The 20,829-nt window shown below is 39.7% G+C and carries 17 protein-coding genes and 1 pseudogene; 13 read left to right on the top strand and 5 right to left on the bottom strand.

Features of this window, described 5'->3' with window-relative positions; all coding sequences use genetic code 11:
* Window positions 1-197: 197 nt before the first annotated feature.
* The 4 genes from DXB52_RS07165 to DXB52_RS07150 all read left to right on the top strand — a co-directional run bounded on the left by DXB52_RS07165 (window position 198) and on the right by DXB52_RS07150 (window position 3,889).
* Window positions 198-884 (top strand): IS607 family transposase, encoded by a 687-nt coding sequence (locus DXB52_RS07165; protein ID WP_172696948.1) that lies wholly within the window; start codon window positions 198-200, stop codon window positions 882-884.
* Window positions 793-1,947, top strand: coding sequence for an RNA-guided endonuclease InsQ/TnpB family protein (locus DXB52_RS07160; protein WP_472520019.1), 1,155 nt, complete (start codon window positions 793-795; stop codon window positions 1,945-1,947). The genes DXB52_RS07165 and DXB52_RS07160 overlap by 92 nt, the downstream gene beginning before the upstream one ends.
* 193 nt (window positions 1,948-2,140) lie before the next feature.
* On the top strand, window positions 2,141-2,473 hold the full coding sequence (locus DXB52_RS07155) for a PadR family transcriptional regulator (protein ID WP_015528048.1): 333 nt from the start codon (window positions 2,141-2,143) through the stop codon (window positions 2,471-2,473).
* A gap of 15 nt (window positions 2,474-2,488) precedes the next feature.
* A complete protein-coding gene (locus DXB52_RS07150) occupies window positions 2,489-3,889 on the top strand; it encodes an FtsW/RodA/SpoVE family cell cycle protein (protein ID WP_118106847.1) in 1,401 nt (466 codons plus the stop codon).
* Between the two features lie 7 nt (window positions 3,890-3,896).
* On the opposite strand, the gene DXB52_RS07145 is transcribed toward DXB52_RS07150, so the two are convergent.
* A complete protein-coding gene (locus tag DXB52_RS07145) occupies window positions 3,897-4,922 on the bottom strand; it encodes a LacI family DNA-binding transcriptional regulator (RefSeq protein ID WP_055172645.1) in 1,026 nt (341 codons plus the stop codon).
* A gap of 223 nt (window positions 4,923-5,145) precedes the next feature.
* Here DXB52_RS07145 and DXB52_RS07140 point away from each other — a divergent pair.
* The 6 genes and pseudogenes from DXB52_RS07140 (at window position 5,146) to DXB52_RS07115 (ending at window position 13,156) form a co-directional block, all read left to right on the top strand.
* Window positions 5,146-6,083: pseudogene (locus DXB52_RS07140) on the top strand (ABC transporter permease).
* Window positions 6,064-6,996: a carbohydrate ABC transporter permease gene (locus tag DXB52_RS07135; RefSeq protein WP_015528044.1), complete on the top strand. Its 933-nt coding sequence runs from the start codon at window positions 6,064-6,066 to the stop codon at window positions 6,994-6,996. Before DXB52_RS07140 ends, DXB52_RS07135 begins: the two are co-directional and overlap by 20 nt.
* 21 nt (window positions 6,997-7,017) lie before the next feature.
* Entirely contained in the window at window positions 7,018-8,604 is a 1,587-nt protein-coding gene (locus tag DXB52_RS07130; RefSeq protein WP_472520018.1) for a type 2 periplasmic-binding domain-containing protein, read from the top strand.
* Window positions 8,605-8,721: 117 nt separating this feature from the next.
* Window positions 8,722-10,206, top strand: coding sequence for a glycoside hydrolase family 32 protein (locus DXB52_RS07125; protein WP_117960773.1), 1,485 nt, complete (start codon window positions 8,722-8,724; stop codon window positions 10,204-10,206).
* Between the two features lie 101 nt (window positions 10,207-10,307).
* Complete coding sequence (locus DXB52_RS07120) at window positions 10,308-12,128, top strand: amylosucrase (RefSeq protein WP_118106846.1); 1,821 nt, start codon at window positions 10,308-10,310, stop codon at window positions 12,126-12,128.
* Between the two features lie 44 nt (window positions 12,129-12,172).
* Window positions 12,173-13,156: a carbohydrate kinase family protein gene (locus DXB52_RS07115; protein ID WP_472520017.1), complete on the top strand. Its 984-nt coding sequence runs from the start codon at window positions 12,173-12,175 to the stop codon at window positions 13,154-13,156.
* A 115-nt stretch (window positions 13,157-13,271) separates the two neighbouring features.
* Here the strand turns inward: DXB52_RS07115 and DXB52_RS16890 are convergent, their stop codons facing one another.
* Window positions 13,272-13,685, bottom strand: a complete 414-nt coding sequence (locus tag DXB52_RS16890; protein WP_472520016.1) for a hypothetical protein — start codon at window positions 13,683-13,685, stop codon at window positions 13,272-13,274.
* 23 nt (window positions 13,686-13,708) lie between these two features.
* Window positions 13,709-14,494, bottom strand: a complete 786-nt coding sequence (locus DXB52_RS16885; RefSeq protein ID WP_472520015.1) for a diphosphate--fructose-6-phosphate 1-phosphotransferase — start codon at window positions 14,492-14,494, stop codon at window positions 13,709-13,711.
* Window positions 14,495-14,696: 202 nt separating this feature from the next.
* Between DXB52_RS16885 and DXB52_RS07105 the strand changes: the two genes are divergently transcribed.
* Together DXB52_RS07105 and rbr are read left to right on the top strand one after the other, a co-directional pair.
* Entirely contained in the window at window positions 14,697-15,713 is a 1,017-nt protein-coding gene (locus tag DXB52_RS07105) for a glycosyltransferase family 2 protein (RefSeq protein WP_118106844.1), read from the top strand.
* Window positions 15,714-15,825: 112 nt separating this feature from the next.
* Window positions 15,826-16,434, top strand: coding sequence for a rubrerythrin (gene rbr / locus DXB52_RS07100; RefSeq protein WP_117835231.1), 609 nt, complete (start codon window positions 15,826-15,828; stop codon window positions 16,432-16,434).
* 115 nt (window positions 16,435-16,549) lie between these two features.
* Here rbr and DXB52_RS07095 read toward each other — a convergent pair whose 3' ends face one another.
* Window positions 16,550-17,443 carry a DegV family protein gene (locus DXB52_RS07095; protein WP_117827552.1) on the bottom strand — a complete coding sequence of 298 codons (894 nt, stop codon included), beginning with the start codon at window positions 17,441-17,443 and terminating at the stop codon, window positions 16,550-16,552.
* Between the two features lie 490 nt (window positions 17,444-17,933).
* Between DXB52_RS07095 and DXB52_RS07085 the strand changes: the two genes are divergently transcribed.
* Window positions 17,934-19,883: a bifunctional metallophosphatase/5'-nucleotidase gene (locus DXB52_RS07085; protein ID WP_118106843.1), complete on the top strand. Its 1,950-nt coding sequence runs from the start codon at window positions 17,934-17,936 to the stop codon at window positions 19,881-19,883.
* A 40-nt stretch (window positions 19,884-19,923) separates the two neighbouring features.
* On the opposite strand, the gene DXB52_RS07080 is transcribed toward DXB52_RS07085, so the two are convergent.
* On the bottom strand, window positions 19,924-20,814 hold the full coding sequence (locus DXB52_RS07080) for an AraC family transcriptional regulator (RefSeq protein WP_118106842.1): 891 nt from the start codon (window positions 20,812-20,814) through the stop codon (window positions 19,924-19,926).
* Between the last annotated feature and the right edge of the window lie 15 nt (window positions 20,815-20,829).

The raw sequence follows: 20,829 nt of genomic DNA, 5'->3' as shown, positions 1-20,829 counted from the left end.
TATATAATCAAACTAAGATATATAGATAACCGATATATTTACTGCAAGATGAGTTTCATTTCGCAAGGAGAATGTTAAGAAGTGTGCGGTTAACGTAAAATCAGAAGGAGGAATTTATAAGTAACTAAATATATTGCTTAATATGGTTAAATGTGTTTAAATGTACCTATGGAGGTATTATTATGAACACGTCAAATATCACGAATTATAAACCAAAAGATTTTGCTGAATTAATAGGTGTTTCTGTGAAAACATTACAGCGTTGGGACAGGGAAGGAATTCTAGAAGCAAATCGGACTCCAACTGATAGGCGTTATTATACTTACGACCAATATCTTCAATTTAAAGGCATAAAAACCCAAAATGATATACGCCAAGTAGTTATTTATGCAAGAGTTTCTACAAAGAATCAAAAGGATGATTTACAGAATCAAGTATCGTTTTTACGTCAATTCTGTAATGCCAGAGGCATTATTGTAGACCAATGTATTGAAGAATATGGAAGTGGTCTGAATTACAATCGTAAGAAGTGGAATAAATTATTGGATGAAGTAATGGAACAAAAAATCAAAACCATAATCATAACGCACAAAGATAGATTTATCAGATTTGGCTATGATTGGTTTGAAAAATTCTGCATGAAGTTTAATACGACCATAGTGATAGTAAACAATGAAGAACTATCACCACAAGAAGAACTCGTGCAGGATATTGTTTCTATTCTTCATGTGTTCTCCTGCAGGTTGTATGGACTCCGTAAGTATAAAAAACAAATAGAGAGGGATGAAGAAATTGTTAAAGAGCTTCAAGACGGAAATCAATCCCACACCGGAGCAGAAAATCAGGATTCACAAGACGATAGGCACTTGCCGATATGTCTATAACTTCTACCTTTGTCACAACAAAACCTTGTATGATAAAGGTGAAAAGTTTATGACTGGTAAGAGCTTCAGTGTATGGCTTAACAATGAATACATTCCAAATAATCCTGATAAAGCATGGATTAAGGAAGTGTATTCAAAAGCCGTGAAAAGATCCATCGAAGACGGATGTACTGCTTTTACAAGATTTTTTAAACATCAGAGTGATTTTCCTAAATTTAAAAAGAAAGGTAAATCAGATGTAAAAATGTATTTCGTTAGAAATAATCCAAAGGATTGCGTGTGTGAAAGGCATAGACTTAAGATTCCAACTTTGGGTTGGGTTCGCATCAAAGAGAAAGGATATATTCCAACAACAAAAGAAGGATATGTAATCAAAAGCGGTACAGTTTCAATAAAAGCTGACAGATATTATGTTTCAGTTCTTGTAGAACTGCCAGATAACAAGACAGCTGATAATTCCAATGAAGGAATTGGCATTGACCTTGGATTAAAGGATTTTGCCACTGTTTCTAATGGCAAAACTTATAAGAACATTAACAAATCAGCAAAATTAAAGAAACTTGAAAAACAACTTATTCGAGAACAGAGAAGTCTTTCTCGAAAATATGAAAATTCACAGAAAGGAGAGTCCACTCAAAGAGCGAATATACAAAAACAAAAGCTCAAGGTACAGAAACTTCATCATAGGATAGATAATATCCGCACCGACTACATTAACAAAACAATCGCAGAGATAGTGAAAACCAAACCATCCTACATTACGATTGAAGATTTAAATGTAAAAGGCATGATGAAAAACAGACATCTTTCAAAAGCAGTTGCGTCACAGAAGTTTTATGAGTTTAGAATAAAACTTCAAGCTAAATGCAACGAAAATGGAATTGAACTTCGTGTAGCAGACAGATGGTATCCATCTTCTAAAACCTGCCATTGCTGCAAAAATATCAGGAAAGATTTAAAGCTTTCAGATAGAATTTTCAAATGTGATTGTGGTTATATCGAAGACAGAGATTTCAATGCTGCACTTAATTTGAGAGATGCTATGACTTACGAAGTTGCATAAATAAACGCAAACGTAGGTATGTACCGAAGGCTATTTCGGGAATTTACGACTGTGGAGTGTACAAGAACTTGTGAGTAGATATGATTTCGATCAATCCAAAGCATACACGATAAAGCAGTAAGTAGAACTCGTGAGGGTCTACATTATCTCGGTGTGAGTATATTTAATCACATTTTGAGTGGCAGGAATTGTTATGGCAGTTGACAGAAGTCTGGTATCAGGAAGTACAACAATGTTATTATTAAAGCTTTTATCTGAAAAGGATATGTATGGTTATGAGATGATCGAGACCTTAAGAGAAAAGTCCCAGAATGTGTTTGAATTAAAAGCAGGCACATTATATCCATTGCTTCATGGAATGGAAGATAAGAAATATCTGACAGTTTATGAGAAAGAGGTCGGTGGTAAGGTTCGTAAGTATTACAGTATTACGAAAACCGGGAGGAAAGTTTTAGAAGAGAAGAAAGAAGAGTGGAAAATTTATTCATCGGCTGTAGTGAATGTGCTGAATGCAGCAGTTTGTTAGAAGGGGTGATGTTTGATGAGACGAGAGGAGTATTTACATACATTAACAGAACAGATTCGCTGTAAGATGGCAAGAGGGACGATAGAACAGGAGATCAATGATCACATTGAGGATCAGAAAGCGGAATTCCTAAGTGAAGGAATGAGTCAGACAGAAGCAGAAGAAGCTGCGGTTCGAGAAATGGGTGATCCGGTAGAAGTTGGGCTTGAGATGGATAGAATCTACCGGCCGACAATGGCGTGGGGAATGATTGCGCTGATTGTTGGATTAAGTTTTGCAGGCTATCTTTTACGAAGTGTTATGTATCAGACTGCTTTAGGTATTGAGCAGAGTGCAGGAAAAACAGAAGAATTGTTCTGGACAGGAATGTCATCCAGTTGGCATACGTCGCTAGAACTGCCGGCACTTTTGCTTGGACTTGTGCTGATGATTGGTATTTGCTATATGGATTATACGAGGATTGCGGTTTATGCAAAACCAAGCTTGATCGCATATCAGGTGTTACTTTTCATTGGACTGCAGGTTGCCGGTTTGAAATTGAATGGATCAACCAGATATATTAGAATGCCATTCGGCATTGGATTGAATCTGATTGATTTACTCTGGCTGACAATTCCGTTGTTTGCAGCGGTATTATATAGTTACAGAGGTCAGGGATACCGAGGAATTTTAAAGGCAATCCTTTGGATGGTCATTCCAACATATTTCCTGATTATAAGAAGCCAGAGTCTGATTGGGGCAATGATACTGGAAGTGGTTTATTGTGTGGTTTTGGCGGTGGCTGTCCACAAAGGCTGGTTTCAGGTTTGTAAAAAAGCAGTACTTACGGGAATCGGAGCAGTAGTCGTTCTGATACCGGTGCTGCTTGCGGGAGGCCTCTGGTGTTTTGGCAAGGCTTACCAGAAAGAGCGTATAGCGGCTATATTATCAATCGGTGATCATGCAGCAGATTTCCCAAGCGTCAATGTGATTCGGGAAATGCTTTCCGGAAGCTCAGCATTTCATGGCAATCCGCAGTTTAAAGAACTTCTGACATCTGTAGACGGAAGTGTCCATCTGCTTGCCAGTGTGGTAGCTGCTTATGGAATACTGGCAGGCGTGTTGTTGGTTCTCTGTCTGGTAGTGCTCGTTCTTCGGTTTGCTAAGATTTCTTTAAACCAGAAGAACCAGCTTGGTATGGTGATGGGGACAGGATGCACAGCATTGTTCCTGATTCAGACCGTAGTTTTTATATTAGAAAATCTGGGAGGAGTCTGTAATATGGGAATCTACTGTCCATTCTTTGGAACAGGAAGAGCAGGTATGCTGACATCTTATATCCTGCTCGGATTACTGCTCAGTATCTGCAGATATCAGAAGACAGCGCCGGAACCGGTAATCAGGTCCTGGCGCTGGAGACAACGTTCTCAATCATGAAAAAAAATTATTTTGTTGTATTACGGCGAATTAATACAGGGGCAATTTGTTTATGAACAGGTTCACCTAATGGTTTGGGAACACGCTTTTTCTGCTCTTCCATCTGTTGGACAAGAAGATCCATGGCAGTCTTTGCAATCACATCAATCTGCTGGCCGATGGTTGTGATTGGAAGGATTGCCTCGCTGGCAATCGGAGAGTTGTCAAATCCAACGATCTCATAAGTAGAAGGAAATGTTCCATATTTTTGGAAAATTAAATTAAGAAACATATTTGCATAGGTATCATTCGCGAGAAAGATACCTTTTTTTTGATTGGGATATTTTGCTTCTATTTTATTGAAAATCTCTCGGATTACGTTTAAAATCTCATGATAAGAATCACCTTCTACACTAAGATCTATATCATATGGAATATGATATTCTTCGCAAGTAGCCTGAAAGGCTCGGATTCGGTCATAAGCCGGGATGGATTTATTCACATTGACATTTATATGAATTAATATGTCACATTTATCCCGAATCAACAGGGAAGTAGCTTGAAGTGCACCCATATAGTTATCAGTATTGACACTGCTGATATATTCTGCTTCGCGTTCAATTGCGATGACAGGAATCTGATAGGAAGCAAGTTTCTCAGATGGAAGAGTGTGACTTAAAACAATCAGTCCTTCAATCTGATAAGACAGAAGTTCTTCGATGTACTGTTGTTCTTCTTCAGCGCCATGTTCACTGGCGAAAACAAGAAATTTATAGTGATAATCACTGTAACTGGAAAGGAATTGTGTCAGCATCTCAGAATAATAGTGCAGGTAAAGGTTTGGAACAATGATTCCGATAAATTCACTTTTTCCATTTGCCAGAACCTTTGCCAGCTTATTCTTTTTATATCCAAGTGTATCAAGAGCCTGTGAAATCTTTTCCTGGTTTTCAACCGTCAGTGAATCCGGGTGATTGAAATATCTTGATATTGTAGTTTTTGAAAAATTGGTGTATTCCGCAATATCTGCAAAAGTTACCTGTTTTTTACTCATAAAAGTTGAATCTCCTTCAATATGATGGCTGATGGTTCATAATATTTTTTAGTATAGCAATTTTCATGGAAAAACGCAACACTTAAATAACCAGTTACGTAACCGGTTATTTTATCGCGCAAAAGTGTTGACAGAAAGAGAAGAATATAGTAATATCAAACCATAAAGTAACCGGTTACGTAACCGGTTTTCCATAGAGTTAAAGGAATGGAGGAAGAAGTGCATGAAAAGAATGCAAAATCAAGCAAAGTCCGTAAGCAAACGAACGTGGAGAGAAAAGATGACTTATATGAAGAAAAACTGGCAGTTATATCTTTTCTTCCTAATGCCAGGGCTTTTACTGACAATTATTTTTAAGTATCTCCCAATGGGTGGTCTCCTGATAGCTTTTGAAGACTACAATGTAATAAAAGGAGTTCTTGGTAGTCCCTGGGTAGGACTTGAGTATTTTAGGCGATTTTTATCTTCACCAGATTTTATGAATTATCTGATGAATACATTAAAATTGAGTATCTATGGACTGTTGTGGGGATTCCCGGTTCCGATTATTCTTGCATTGCTTCTAAATCGCATCCGTAAGACAGGGATTAAAAAGAAAGTTCAGCTTTTGATCTATATGCCGAATTTTATTTCAGTCATCGTACTTTGCGGTATGGTTCGTATGCTTTTATCACCTGTAGGACCGCTGAACAAAGTGCTCGGAATTAGCACAAACTGGATGACAATGCCTTCTGCATTCCGAACAATTTATATTGCAAGCGGAATCTGGCAAGCAGCAGGATGGTCCTCTATCATGTATACAGCAGCATTGGCAAATGCAAGCAAGGAGCTGGAAGAAGCAGCGACCATGGATGGAGCAAATCTTCTGCAGCAGATCTGGTATGTAGAGTTGCCGGCAATTAAAAATATTATTGTAATTCAGTTTATTTTACAGGCCGGAAATATTATGAGTATAGGTTTTGAAAAAGCATATGCTTTACAGACAGACATGAACTTGCCGGCATCAGAAATCCTGTCTACATATGTATATCGTATTGGACTTCTGAACGGAGATTATGGATATTCGACAGCGGTAGGTCTCTTCAACTCGGTTGTAAATGTTATCTTGTTGATCTTTGTAAACTGTGTTGTTAAGAAACTGATGACGGAGAAGGATTATAGAAAAGAGGGAGAAGAGATGGAGAAAAAAAAGAAGAAAAAATATTCAAGGACAGACAAAGTAATCCTTGGAATCGGATTTACCATTCTTGGTTTATTCGTCCTTTCTATAGCAATACCGATTATCTATGTAGTACTTGCGTCCTTTATGGATCCGACTGTTTTGAATAACCAGGGATTGAGTTTTAATATTAAGGACTGGACATTAGATGCATATCGAAGAGTATTAGAGAATGAAATGATCTGGCGTGGCTTTTTAAATTCCTTCCTGTATTCACTTGCATTTACAGTTATTTCTGTTTTTGTGACATTGTTGGCAGCGTATCCACTGTCCAAAAAAGAATTTGTAGGAAGAAAGGTTTTTAATATTATCTTCTTAATTACTATGTTTTTTGGCGGTGGAATGATTCCTACATTCATTTTGATCAACCAACTGCATATGGTTAATACAGTGTGGGCAATCCTGATTCCAGGAGCATTTAATGTATGGAATATGATTCTTGCAAGAACTTATTATCAGTCAATTCCAACAGAATTAAGAGAAGCATCTGCGATTGATGGAGCGAATGAAATCCAACATTTCTTTAAAATTATGATTCCGGTATGTAAGCCAATCATTGCAGTACTGGCGCTTTGGTCTTTCGTTGGAATGTGGAACAGTTATTTCGACGCAATGATTTATTTGAATGATGCGAATTTGCAGCCATTACAGTTAGTACTCCGTTCTATCTTAGTACAGAATACACCACAGCCGGGCATGATTGCCGATATTCAGAGCACAGCGGAAATGGCAAAAATAGCAGAACAGCTCAAATATGCAACCATTGTAGTATCAAGTTTACCACTGTTAGTAATGTACCCATTCTTCCAGAAGTACTTTGACAAAGGAATTATGGTTGGATCGGTAAAAGGCTAATAAGAAAGGAATGATACAGATATGAAGAAAAGAAAAGTAAATGCATTACTTGCGATTGTACTATCTCTGACGATGCTGGTGGGAGTTACAGGTTGTGGAAAAGAGCAGCAGCTTGAAGCTGAAATCAACCCGGATACACCTGCAACGGAAGTGCAGTTTCCATTGAAGGAAACTGCAGAACTTTCCTTTATTACAAGTGCACCGGCTACATCAACACAGGAGCCAAATGAACGAGTAATCTTTCAGAGAATGGAAGAGCAGACGAATGTTCATATTGATTGGACTTGTTTTGTATCGGATCAGTTTTCAGATAAGAAAAATCTGGCACTTGCTCAATTCGGAAATCTACCGGACGGATTATTCAATGCAGGAATGAGTGATTATGATCTATTGCGTTATGCAAAGCAGGGTATCATTATTCCATTAGAAAATCTGATAGATAAATATATGCCGAATTTACAGGCAGTATTTGAAAAATATCCAGAATATAGGACAATGTGTACAGCACCAGATGGACATATTTATTCATTCCCTTGGATTGAACAGCTTGGAGCCGGGAAAGAAGCCATTCAGGCAATCGGAGATATTCCATATATTAACAAAAAATGGCTGGATTATCTAGGACTTGAGATTCCGACAACAACAGATGAATTGGAACAGGTATTGATTCAATTCCGTGATCATGCAGATGAACTTGAAAAAGAATTTTCAATCGAAGGTGATGTGATTCCAATGTCATTTATTATCAATAACGGAGACCAAGATCCGGCAATTTTAATCAATGGATTTGGAAAAGGTTATGGAGATACGGGAGATCATTTCGCTGTAACGGATGAAGGAAAAGTTATTTACACAACTGTTCAGGAAGGTTATAAAGAAGGAATTGAATGGTTACATAAACTTGTGACAGAGGATTTAGTTGACCCAGAAGCATTTACACAAGAGTGGTCCACCTATGTAGCAAAAGGTAAGAACCATCGATACGGTCTCTGTTTCACATGGGACATTGCAAATATTGATAACAATGAAGATTATGTGATGCTACCGGCGCTGACGGGACCGAATGGCATGAGAAATATCACGAGACAGAACAACAGTGAAACAAGTGGATTTGACCGTGGAAGATGTGTTCTTACGTCAAGTTGTCGGAATACAGCACTTGCTGCTGCATGGATTGATCAGATGTATGCACCACTTCAATCACCACAGAATAACTGGGGAACTTATGGAGAAAAGGACTCCTTTAACATTTTTGAACTGTCCACAAACAAAGATGGTGGAGAAATGCTAAAGCATATGGATCTTGGAACACAGTCTCCGGTAGAAGTGCGTGAGGCACAATCGGTAAATGGCCCTCTTGCAGTTTTAAATGAATATTATGATGTATATGTAACACAGCCAGAAGATGCAAAATGGCGTTTGGATAATATGCATGAAACTTATTTACAGGATATGAACAGTAAATATGTTTATCCAAATGTCTTCATGAGCATTGATGATACGAATAAAGTATCTCAGTACGATACAGATATAAAAAAATATGCAGAACAGAAGAAAGCAGACTGGATCCTGAATGGAGGAATTGAAAAAGAGTGGGATCCTATCTAAAGAAAATGGAACAGTATGGGCTTTCAGATTATCTTTCAATTAAACAGAAGTACTTTGATGAGTATCAGAAGTCATTAAGTGAAGAAAAATAACGATACGAACAACAGGAGAATTTGCATGAGTGAGATGTTAGAAAAGGCTAGAAAATATGAAGATGAACAGGGAAAGCAGATAAAAGCAGAAGACAGACCGGCTTTTCATGTGAGTCCGTATGTAGGCTGGATGAATGATCCGAATGGATTTTCATATTATCAGGGAGAATATCATTTATTTTATCAGTATAATCCATACGATACACATTGGGACAGTATGCATTGGGGGCATGTGGTAAGTAAAGACTTATTGCATTGGGAATATCTCCCGGCAGCTCTTGCACCAGATGAAGACTACGATAAGATTGGCTGTTTCTCAGGAAGCGCAATAGAGCTGGATGATGGCAGACAATTGCTTATGTATACAGCCGTAGATCATGAAACATTAGAAGATGGAAGTAAAAGAGATATACAGACACAGGCGGTAGCTGTCGGAGACGGAAGAGATTATGTGAAGTATGAGAAGAATCCGGTCTTGACAGAAAAGGATCTTCCGGAAGGTGCAAGTAAAGTGGATTTCCGTGATCCAAAGATCTGGAAAGGAAAAGATGGAAACTTCTATTGTGTGATCGGAAGCAGACCGGCAGACGGAAGTGGACAGATTCTTCTTTACAGAAGTGCAAATGGATTTGACTGGGAATTTGTCAGCATCCTTGCAGAAAATAAGAAACGTTTTGGAAAGATGTGGGAGTGTCCGGATTTCTTTGAACTGGATGGAAAACACGTTCTCCTGACAAGTCCGCAGGATATGTTGCCGGAAGGCTTGGAATATCATAGCGGAAACGGCACTTTATGTATCATAGGAGAAATGGACAAGGATACATATACCTTAAAAGAGCAGTTCAATCAGTCTGTGGATTATGGAATTGATTTTTATGCAATGCAGACAGTGGAAGCACCGGATGGCCGCAGAATTATGATCGGCTGGATGCAGAACTGGGATACGCTTGCTCATCGTTGTAACGACTCAAAATGGTTTGCGCAAATGAGTCTGCCGAGAGAATTGTCTGTGAAAAACGGAAGACTTTATCAAACTCCAATCAAAGAACTCGATGCACTGCGCAAAAACAGAGTTGAGTACAACGATGTAGTAATAGATAATGATACGATCACATTAGATCGCGTCGAAGGACGAACCATCGACATGGAACTCGTGATACGTCCGGAAGATAAAGAAAATGTATATAAGAAATTCGCATTACGTTTTGCACAGAATGAGAAATTCCATACAGAATTGAGCTTCCGCCCGTATGAGTCTGTATTGAAAATTGACAGAAAATTTTCAGGAACCGAACGAGCACTGGTTCATCAGAGAAGATGTCTGGTAAATGGAGATGCCAATGAGTTAAAGCTTCGTGTGATTCTGGACAGATTCAGCGCAGAAGTATTTATTAACGATGGCGAGCAGGTTATGTCTGCTGTTATGTTTACAGAACAGGAAGCAAACGGAATTTCATTCTTTGCTGATGGTGCAGCTAAAATCGATGTAGTGAAATATGATCTGGTATAGAAGTTACATGATAAATATACGTTGAGATTGAAAATGCATGGATAATGATAAGGGGATTCCTGATTAAGGAATCCCTTATGTAGTATAGGAGTATAGTATTGATGATAGAAGTAAGAAGAAAAAGACATGAAAACGAACTGCACGAAAAATATATGCAGTTGTATCATAATGAACAATGTTATGAAGAATTAATGCAGTCATTGGAAGAGGCTTATCAGAACAGACCTGCTGAACTTAGACGGTTAGATAATAAAAGAGAAAAAGAACCGAATTGGTATCGAAACAGAAATATGCTTGGGATAACGATGTATCCGAAGCTATTTGCTGGTGGATTAAGTGGTGTGATCGAACATTTGGATTATCTGTCTGAGCAGAAGATCACGTATCTTCATCTGATGCCGCTTCTGAAGATGCCGCATCCATATAATGACGGTGGCTATGCGGTAGAGGATTTTAAACAGGTAGATCCTGAAATTGGAACAAACGAAGAGTTGGAAAAGTTGACAAAAGAGCTGAGAAAACGCGGAATCAGTCTGTGTCTGGATGTTGTTATGAATCATACAGCAGATACGCATGAGTGGGCGATGCGAGCCAAGAGAGGCGAACAGGAATATATGGATCGCTATCAGTGCTATGAGACACGCGAGATTCCGGATCAGTTTGAGAAGACGATGCCGCAGGTGTTCCCGGAAACTGCGCCGGGCAACTTTACATGGTGTGAAGAGATGCACAGACATGTGCTTACAACATTTTATCCTTATCAGTGGGATCTGAATTATCACAATCCGAAAGTATTTAATGAAATGATAGGAAACATCCTGTATCTGGCAAATATGGGAGTGGAAGTATTTCGTATTGATGCAGTTCCGTATATCTGGAAGGAGTTGGGAACCAACTGCAGAAATCTTCCGCAGGTTCATAGTATCGTCCGTATGCTGCGTATGATCCTTGAAATGGTTTGCCCGGGTGTGATCTTAAAAGGCGAGGTTGTTATGGAGCCAAAAGAACTTCCGGTTTATTTTGGAACAGAGCAAGAGCCGGAATGCCATATGTTATACGGTGTTTCCAGTATGGTGAATCTGTGGGCAGCACTGGCTACAAGGGACACAAGAATGCTGAAGCATCAGATGGATGTGATTCACAGTCTTCCGAAGAACTGCTATTTTGTCAATTACCTTCGCTGTCATGATGATATCGGCTGGGGACTGGATGAAGAGCAGGAGAAGAAGCTGGAGATAGATCCGATTCAGCACAAGGAATATTTATATCATTTCTTTGAGGGGACATATCCGTACAGCTTTGCTCGTGGAGAGCTCTATAATTACGATCCGGTGACCAAAGATGCCAGAAGCTGTGGAACAACGGCAAGTCTGTGTGGAATTGAAAAAGGTGGATTTGAAGGAGATCTTGAGCAGGTGAAACAGGGAATCCAAAGAGTGCTGATGATGCATGCGGCATGTATGAGCATGGAAGGTTTTGTGATGCTTTCATCCGGAGATGAGATCGGTCAGGTCAATGATTACAATTATAAGAAAAACCCGGATACTGCTGCGGACAGTCGATATCTGCATCGAAGTCCGTTCCAGTGGGAGAATGCAGAGAAGAGAAAAAAACCAGGTACTGTACAGTATGCGATCTGGAATGGTTTGAAACAGATGGAAGAATTCAGACGTGAGGAAAATTGCTTTGGAGAGACTGCCGGTATCTCTACATGGGATACAGGAAATTCTTCAGTCTTTGCAATCAGAAGGACAGCAGGGAGCGAAGAACTGATCTGTCTGGCTAATTTCTCGGAGTATGGACAGAATGCCTGGCTGAATTGTCTGGAAGGTGAATATGAAGATTTATTTACAGGAGAAAAACTGGAGATGAATTCGGTATGGATGAATCCTTATCAGTACAGATGGTGTGTGAAAAAATAGAAATTTGTTGAAAATAGAAAAAATGTTGTCGCTTTGGCAGCAGAATGGAGAAGAAAATGAAAAAATATGATGTAGTAGCACTTGGAGAATTATTGATTGATTTTACAGAAAACGGAAAGAGCAATCAGGGAAATCCTCTTTTTGAGGCAAACCCAGGAGGAGCACCGTGTAATGTGCTTGCGATGCTGACAAAGTTAGGACATAAGACAGCATTTATCGGAAAAGTAGGTGAAGATTTTTTCGGAGAGCAGTTAAGAGATGCAATTACAGAAGTTGGGATCGACGCATCCGGATTATGCACAGATAAAGAAATCCATACAACACTTGCTATGGTACATACTTATCCGGACGGAGACAGAGATTTTTCATTTTATCGTAATCCGGGAGCAGATATGATGCTGAACAAAGAAGAGATTTGTGAAGAACTTATCAAAGAAACAAAGATCTTCCATTTCGGAACATTGTCTATGACACATGAAGGAGTGCGCGAAGCAACAAAAGAAGCCATTCGTATTGCGGAAGAGTCCGGTGCGATTATTTCTTTTGACCCGAACTTACGTCCTCCACTTTGGAATTCACTGGATGAGGCAAAAGAGCAGGTGTTATACGGTCTCGGACATTGCCAGATTCTTAAAATCTCTGACAATGAGATTCAGTGGCTGACAGGTGAAGAGGATTATACTGCAGGTGTAAACTGGATCAGAGAAAGATATCAGATTCCGCTGATTCTTGTATCTATGGGAAAAGAAGGAAGCCGTGCATACTATAACGGAAGCATTGTAGAGGTAAAACCGTTCCTTCAGAAAAATACAATTGAGACAACAGGAGCCGGAGATACATTCTGCGGTTGTGTATTGCATTATATCTGTGAACATGGAATGGAAGACTTAAAGGAAGAAAACCTGAAAGATATGCTGACATTTGCAAATGCGGCAGCTTCTGTGATCACAACAAGAAAAGGTGCACTGCGCGTAATGCCTACAAGAGAGGAAATCCAGAATCTGCTGGCTGAGCGAGCTGCAAAGTAATGTGTGCTGAAAAATAGTTAAGAAGAATACTCTGAAAAACGAAACAGAGAGGATACGCAAGTTACAAACGTATTCTCTCTGTTTTGTTCTCTCTTATATTAAGACTTTGATATAATTACTTTCTATAAGCAAATTTCGGTAGTCCGCCTTCTTCCGGTACTTTTACAGAACCCTGGATGAGAGGCAGTGCATAGTCAATGAACTGCTGTCCGATATCGGAACCATTTCCTGTGATCCAGTTTAAAGGAACTGTTTTCTCCTGATTACAGATGAGATTTACATCTTCTGGAGCGTAAGTAATGTGGTAATCCGCATCGTCTGTACGGTGGAAGGCGATCATCATTCCTGTTGTTCCCTTCAGTGCAGTCTGCACACCGAAAGAACCGGAAGCAATCGCTTCTTTCTCGTCTGTCGCAGAGAGCATAGCGGAAGAACAACGCTGGTTGACATTGAGCTCGATGGAACGAACTTTCACGCCAAGGCGGTCTTTTACAAGGTTTTCCAAATATTTTCCGGAACCTGTCAGCATTTTATGTCCGAATGTATCTACGCCTACATCACTTGCAAGCTCGCAGACAAACTTACCGTTCCATCATTGATTCCTTCGGAAATGCAGACAACCAGATTGGAAGTATGCTCGAAAGCTTTCTGAACATCTGCAAGGAACTGTTCCTGATCAAATGCAACTTCCGGAAGATAGATCAGAACCGGATTGTCGCCTTCAAATTTACGGGCAAGGACACTGGCAGCGGCCAGCCATCCGGCATGACGTCCCATGATCTCAACGATCGTAACGGATTTTTTATTATCATAAACAGAAGCGTCGATCGCAATCTCACGGACTGTGGACGCTACATATTTGGCAGCACTTCCGAATCCCGGTGTGTGGTCTGTCAGAACAAGGTCATTGTCGATCGTCTTAGGGATTCCGATGAAACGGATCTCGCTGTTTACAGTCTCGGCATAGCGGGAAAGCTTGCTTACTGTATCCATGGAATCATTTCCACCGATGTAGAAGAAGTAACCGATATTGTACTTCTCAAATTTTTCAAAGAGCTGCGGATAGACAGCGTCTGTCAGGTCTTCCGGAAGTTTGTAACGGCAGGAACCAAGATAAGATCCCGGTGTTGTCTTGATCAGTTCAAGCTCACCGTTCGCTTCTAAAGGTTTCATATCCATCATATTCTCGTTCAGGAAACCTTCGATTCCGTTGATCATTCCATAAATTGTTCCGATGACATCCTCACGATTCAGTGCTTCGTAAACAACCCCATAAAGGCTGGCATTAATAACTGCGGTTGGTCCGCCGGACTGTCCGACGATTGCATTCTTCTTCATAAAGTTTCTCCTTTGGTTTAAGTTGAGATAGTCGATTTCTGTTGTCAATATATGATAAGAGCTCAATAATATATTGACGATTCGTTATTACTATAGCTGAAAAAAAGAAAATTTACAACAAGAAGTCGAAAAGATGATATAATGAGCGTAAAAGAAAAGGAAGCGACGCCGTAGGCGGGCATTAAAAAATGGAGGTTAAACAATGAAATATATTTCATTTGCAATTCCATGTTACAATTCAGAAGCATATATGGAAAAGGCAATCAATTCCATTCTTGTTGGGGGCGAGGATGTTGAGATCATTGTAGTGAATGACGGTTCAAAAGACGGAACTCAGGAAATCGCAGAGCGATATCAGGAAAAATATCCGACGATCGTAAAAGCAGTTGCGAAACCGAACGGTGGACATGGAGATGCAGTGAACTGTGGACTGGAGCATGCGACAGGAAAGTATTTTAAGGTTGTAGATAGTGATGACTGGGTAGACGAGGAAGCACTGTTAAAGGTTCTTGACACAGTCAAAGGATTTGTAAAAGATGAGTCTGAAGTAGATATGGTCATTGCGAACTATGTATATGAGAAGGTTGGCATGACGCATAAGAAAGTCATTCGTTACGATAACGTTCTTCCGGAGAATCAGATTTTTAAATGGGAGGATATCGGACGTTTCCGTCTGGATCAGTATATCTTGATGCATTCTGTAATTTACCGTACAGAGATGCTTAAGCTTTGTCAGCTGGAATTACCGAAGCATACATTTTATGTAGATAATATTTATGTATATTATCCGTTGCCACATGTACGTACACTTTATTACATGAATGTAGATCTTTACAGATATTTCATCGGACGTGAGGATCAGTCAGTCAATGAGAAGGTGATGATCAGCAGAATCGACCAGCAGCTTTTCGTAACGAAGAAAATGATCTCCATGTATGAGCTTCGTCTGATCGGAAGCAAGAAGCTGAGAAAATATATGGTGAATTATTTGGCAATCATGATGACAGTTTCTTCTATTCTATGTATTCGCTCTAAGAAGAAGGAGAATCTTGAGAAGAAGAAAGAACTGTGGGCTTATCTGAAGAAAAAAGACTATAGGACTTATATGAAGATCCGTTATGGAATTCTTGGACAGACGATGAATCTTCCGGGAAGATCAGGAAGAAGAGTGTCTTCACTTGCGTATACGGTTGCGAGAAGACTGATCGGATTTAACTAAATAAGAAATATTTGGGACAGGTGAATTAATAAACCAGTCATGGCATATACTGATTTGGATGAATTTAGCTTTTAGAAAAGAGTAGAAGATTTGAAGAAAGGAAGTATATGACATGGCTGTTTTATTTTCAGAAAGCAAGACAAAACAAAATCTGATGCGTGCGTTCGCAGGAGAGGGACAGGCGCGAAACCGTTATACATTTGCGGCGGAGCAGGCACGGAAAGAAGGAAAACCTGCAATTGCAGACATTTTCTTATACACAGCAGATCAGGAGCGGGCACATGCGGGAAGATACTATGAATTGTTAAAAGAAGCATCAGGAACGAATATCTTTATTGATGGAAGTTATCCGGTAGATGAGACGAAGACGCTGGTTCAGCTGTTGCGTGCGGCAGAACATAATGAGCAGGAAGAGGCGAAGGATGTGTATCCGGCATTTGCAGATGTAGCGAAACAGGAAGGATTCTTTGAGGCAGCAGCAACATTTCAGCAGATTGCAGAGATAGAAGCAGCACATAGCCAAAGATTCCGTAAGATTGCAGACAGCCTGGAGAATAATACGTTTTATATGTGTGAAAATGCGGATGGAACAAAAAAATGGATCTGTACAAATTGCGGTCACATCTACGAAGGGAAAGAAGCACCCGCATTATGTCCGGTATGTAAGCACCCACAGGGATATTTTCTTCCTGGTTTTCTTGATTTGCACATTGGATTTTAGGCAATGAGGCATTTCAGAAGTTTTTGAAAAAACGGGCAGATTTATAAATGAAGAGGAACAGCAGGTGGCATGTGTATTGCCAATGGGCTTGTTCCTCTTTTATTATCTACATACTTTATGAAAGTTCCCTGTCCTTCCCAATAAAGAAAAGTGCAATCGTATCCGGTCCGACATGGCTTCCGGTACAGAAATCATAAGAAGTATTTATAAAATCACGCACTTTGATTTTCTGTTGGATCTTGTCCATGATGTAAAGCGAATCTTCATATGCATCTGCATGTGCGATTCCGAGAATCTGCTTTTCTGGCTCTACAATGTTGTCACAGACCAGATTGACCAGTTCGTTCAGTGCGGATTTACGTCCGCGACAGTTCTTGTAAGAAACGATATAACCATCTTTGTTTCCACGTAAGATTGGTTTGATCTTAAGAACATTTCCGATGGTGGCAACGCTTCCTTTGATTCTTCCGGTGCGGGAAAGATATTTTAAATCCCCGACAGTGAAGACTCCGTTCATTTTTCCAACATAATATTCCAGAGTATCAGCGACCTCATCCACAGACATTCCTTTGGTACGCATCTCGCTTGCATAGACGGCAAGGATTCCCTGGGCAAGTGAGGCATTGAGAGAGTCGACCAGACGAATCTTGTGCTTATCTCCGAATTCATCTAACAGCTCTTCCGAAGCTAATCTTGCGGAATTGTAAGTACCACTGATATTTTTACTCAGTGAGAAATATAATACATCCTGATCTGCTTCGAGTGCGCTTCGAAATGCTTCCTCAAAGGCAGCAGTGCTGATCAGTCCGGTTTTGATTTCGCAGCCCCTGCTCATGGCCTGATAGTATTCGGTTCCTTTCTGACGTTCTTCCTCTGGTGAAAGATCCGGGTCAAAACAGGTAATCTCTTTGCCGTCAACAAGATTGACGAAAGAAATCACGTTAATATCGTATTGTTTTGCAGTTACAGCCGGCAGATTGGCTGCCGAGTCAACAAAAATCTGAAACATAGTATCTTTATCCTTTTATCCCTGTTTATTTTTGCAGTAAAAAATCTTAGAGCAATAATATAAATTCTAACACTGAATGCAAAGGAATGCAATTAAGAGAAAATAAAATCGATTTGCCTTAGTCTAGTAATAAAATTATAAAATTTTAGAAATAATAATAGAATCTATAAAAGTTAATAGAATGCAAAAAACAATAATATTCAATAGTTTTTACATTGCGATGCAAAAACTATTGAATATTATTGCTTTTTACATTATCATAGGTGAGACGATGTGGAAAATCAATACTATTGGAGATTTATCAGGATTATCTAAAACAGCATGGCGTGGACGAAGAGCAGATTATTGCAATTAATTTTGAAGATCTTGATTATGAGGAACTGACAGAATATAAGTAACTACAGCGACTATATGTAGTCGCTGAAATAAATACCGTAGTTTCGGGGCTTTCAGCCCAGTGACCACGAGTTTTGAGAGGAGAAAAGAACTTATGAAAAGAGGAAAAAAGATTCTGGCATTCTTGCTGATCATTACAATGCTCCTTCCATTTGTAATGAATATTCCGGCAGAAGCGGCAGAAAAAAGCAAACAGTTAGATGTATTGTTTACGCATGACACACACTCTCATTTAAACAGCTTTTCAACAATTGTAGATGGAGAACAGAAAGAAGTCGGCGGATTTGCGAAGCTAAAGACTCTGATTGACGAGAGGAAGAAAGAGAATCCGGATACACTGATACTGGACGGCGGTGATTTTTCAATGGGAACGCTGATCCAGACCGTTTATGATACCGAAGCAGCAGAACTTAGGATGCTCGGATATCTGGGATGCGATGTGTCAACCTTTGGAAATCACGAATTTGATTATCGCTCGAAGGGTCTGGTAGATATGCTGACAGCGGCAAAGAATTCCGGTGAGACGCTACCGAGTCTTGTTGTGTGCAATGTAGACTGGGACAGCATGGAAAAGAACGGATTGAGTGAAGGTCAGAAACAGCTCCAGTCAGCATTTGAAAACTATGGCGTAAAGGATTATGTGGTTGTTCAGAAAGGTGATGTAAAAATCGCCGTAGTGGGCGTGTTTGGAGTAGATGCCCTGAAATGTGCACCAACCTGTGAATTATTATTTAAAGATCCGGTTGAGTCAGTTAAGAAAACGGTAGAAGAGATTAAGAAGAATGAAAAGGTAGATATGATTGCCTGTGTGTCTCACAGCGGAACCTGGGAGGACGAGAAAAAATCAGAAGATGAGATCCTTGCAAAGGAAGTACCGGATCTTGATCTGATCATCAGCGGACATACACATACCGAGTTAAAAGAGCCTATTCAGCACGGAAATACTTACATTGTATCCTGTGGAGAATACGCAAGAAATCTTGGATCACTTTCCATGACACAGAAACAGGATGGTCGTTGGGAGATGACTTCCTATGAGTTGATTCCGGTATCTGAAGATATTGAGCCGGATCAGGCGACACAAGAGCGGATCGATGCGCTGATGGATACAGTAGATACTAATTATCTGACGAATTTCGGATATACAAGAGATGAAGTTCTTGCCGAGAATGATGTCGAATTCAACAGTCTCGGAGAAATGGAGACGAAGCATGAAGAACTGAATCTTGGAGATATTATGTCTGATTCGTATATCTATTCTGTAGAGCATTCAGAAGACTATAATGGAACGCCGGTGGATGTAGCTGTTGTTCCAAGCGGCTGTGTGCGCGACACATATACGAAAGGAAATATCACTGTAGAAGATGTATATAATTCATTTTCACTTGGAATAGGAAAAGACGGACTGGCAGGATATCCGCTGATTGATGTTTACCTGACAGGAAAAGAACTGAAGCTGGCAGCAGAAGTAGACGCTTCGGTTTCCGATTTTATGACAACTGCAAGATTATATTGCAGCGGACTGAATTTCACATTCAATCCGCATCGAATGATCCTGAACAAAGTAACAGACTGTTATCTGACAAGAGAAGATGGAGAGAGGATCGAGATTCAGGATGATCAGCTGTATCGTGTCGTGACGGATCTTTATACCGGGCAGATGCTTGGCTCTGTAATGGAAATGTCCTATGGTCTGCTGGCAATTGAGCCAAAGGATAAGGATGGCAATCCAATTGAGGACCTGGAAAATCAGGCGATCATGGAAGGCGACAAGGAGCTGAAAGCATGGGATGCGATCGCCAGATATATGCAGTCTTTTGATGATACAGATGGCAATGGAATTCCAAATGTACCGGAATATTATGAGACGACACATGGACGCAAAGTTGTAGATGACAGCAGAAATATTATCGATTTGGTGAAGAATCCAAATAAGTTCTCAGTGATGATCGTTGGTATCGTTCTGGTTCTTATTTTAATCATTGTCCTTTTGGTTGTTTTGATCCGGAAATTGATCAAGAAGAGACGAAGAAGGAAAAAATAGAAGATTGAATTTATAGGAGCAGCGGCTGAAAACAGAAGTTTCAGTCGCTGCTTTTTTTCAGTCTTTTGATAAAAGAGAATGGTGTCATATGATATTTTGCTTTAAAGGCTCTGTGAAAGTAAGACAGATTATGGAATCCGACAGACAGAGAGACTTCTAGTATAGAGGTCTCTCCATGTTCAAATAATTCTACTGCTTTTTCAAGTCTGACATTATTAATATATTGGATACAGGTCATGTTCATATGCTTTTTGAAAAAACGCATAAAATGATATTCACTGAAATAGCAAAGTTCTGCGAGTTCAGAAATCGTGAGAGGCTCGGCATAGTGGAGATCGACATAATCGAGCACATTTTTCAGCTTATCTGAAGAAGTAGAAATAGTTGCAGACTCCGTGGTGCTATATTGAAGTAGAAGAAACAGTGTCTGCAACAGGACTGATTTCAGGGCAATTTCATATCCAAATGCTTGTTCCGTATAAAGTGAAGCTATTTTTATAAAGCATTCGTGAAGAGAATGATGTGCAGGGTGTGTGGATGAAATATGATAAGGCAAGGTCAATTCATGATTTATCATAGGTGTAAGATAACGGGTGGAGCAGATATCTGTTGCATTTCCCCCTAAAAAGTTAACATGAAACACATAGGTTTCTGAGCAGAAATCATCAGTTCCATTCAGGCGGATCGAATGTAAAAGCAGTGGTGGAATGAATAACAGATCACCTTCATTTACTTCATACTCGACTAAATCAATTTGATAAATACAGGAACCTTTTGTTATCAAAGTGAGTTCCGCTTCTTCGTGCCAGTGAGTCATAATGACCGGGGAATTTAAGTTAAGTTTTGTAATATATTTTTGGATCGGAAAGAATACTTCTCCATGTTTTGCATTTTCTTTTTGCTCTAATATGAGTGAATGTGGAACGTTCATATGAGCCACCTCCTA

This window comes from Ruminococcus sp. OM04-4AA (assembly GCF_003462585.1).
GTDB classification, from domain to species: Bacteria; Bacillota; Clostridia; order Lachnospirales; family Lachnospiraceae; genus Mediterraneibacter; species Mediterraneibacter faecis.
This window is presented reverse-complemented; position numbering and strand designations above follow the sequence as displayed.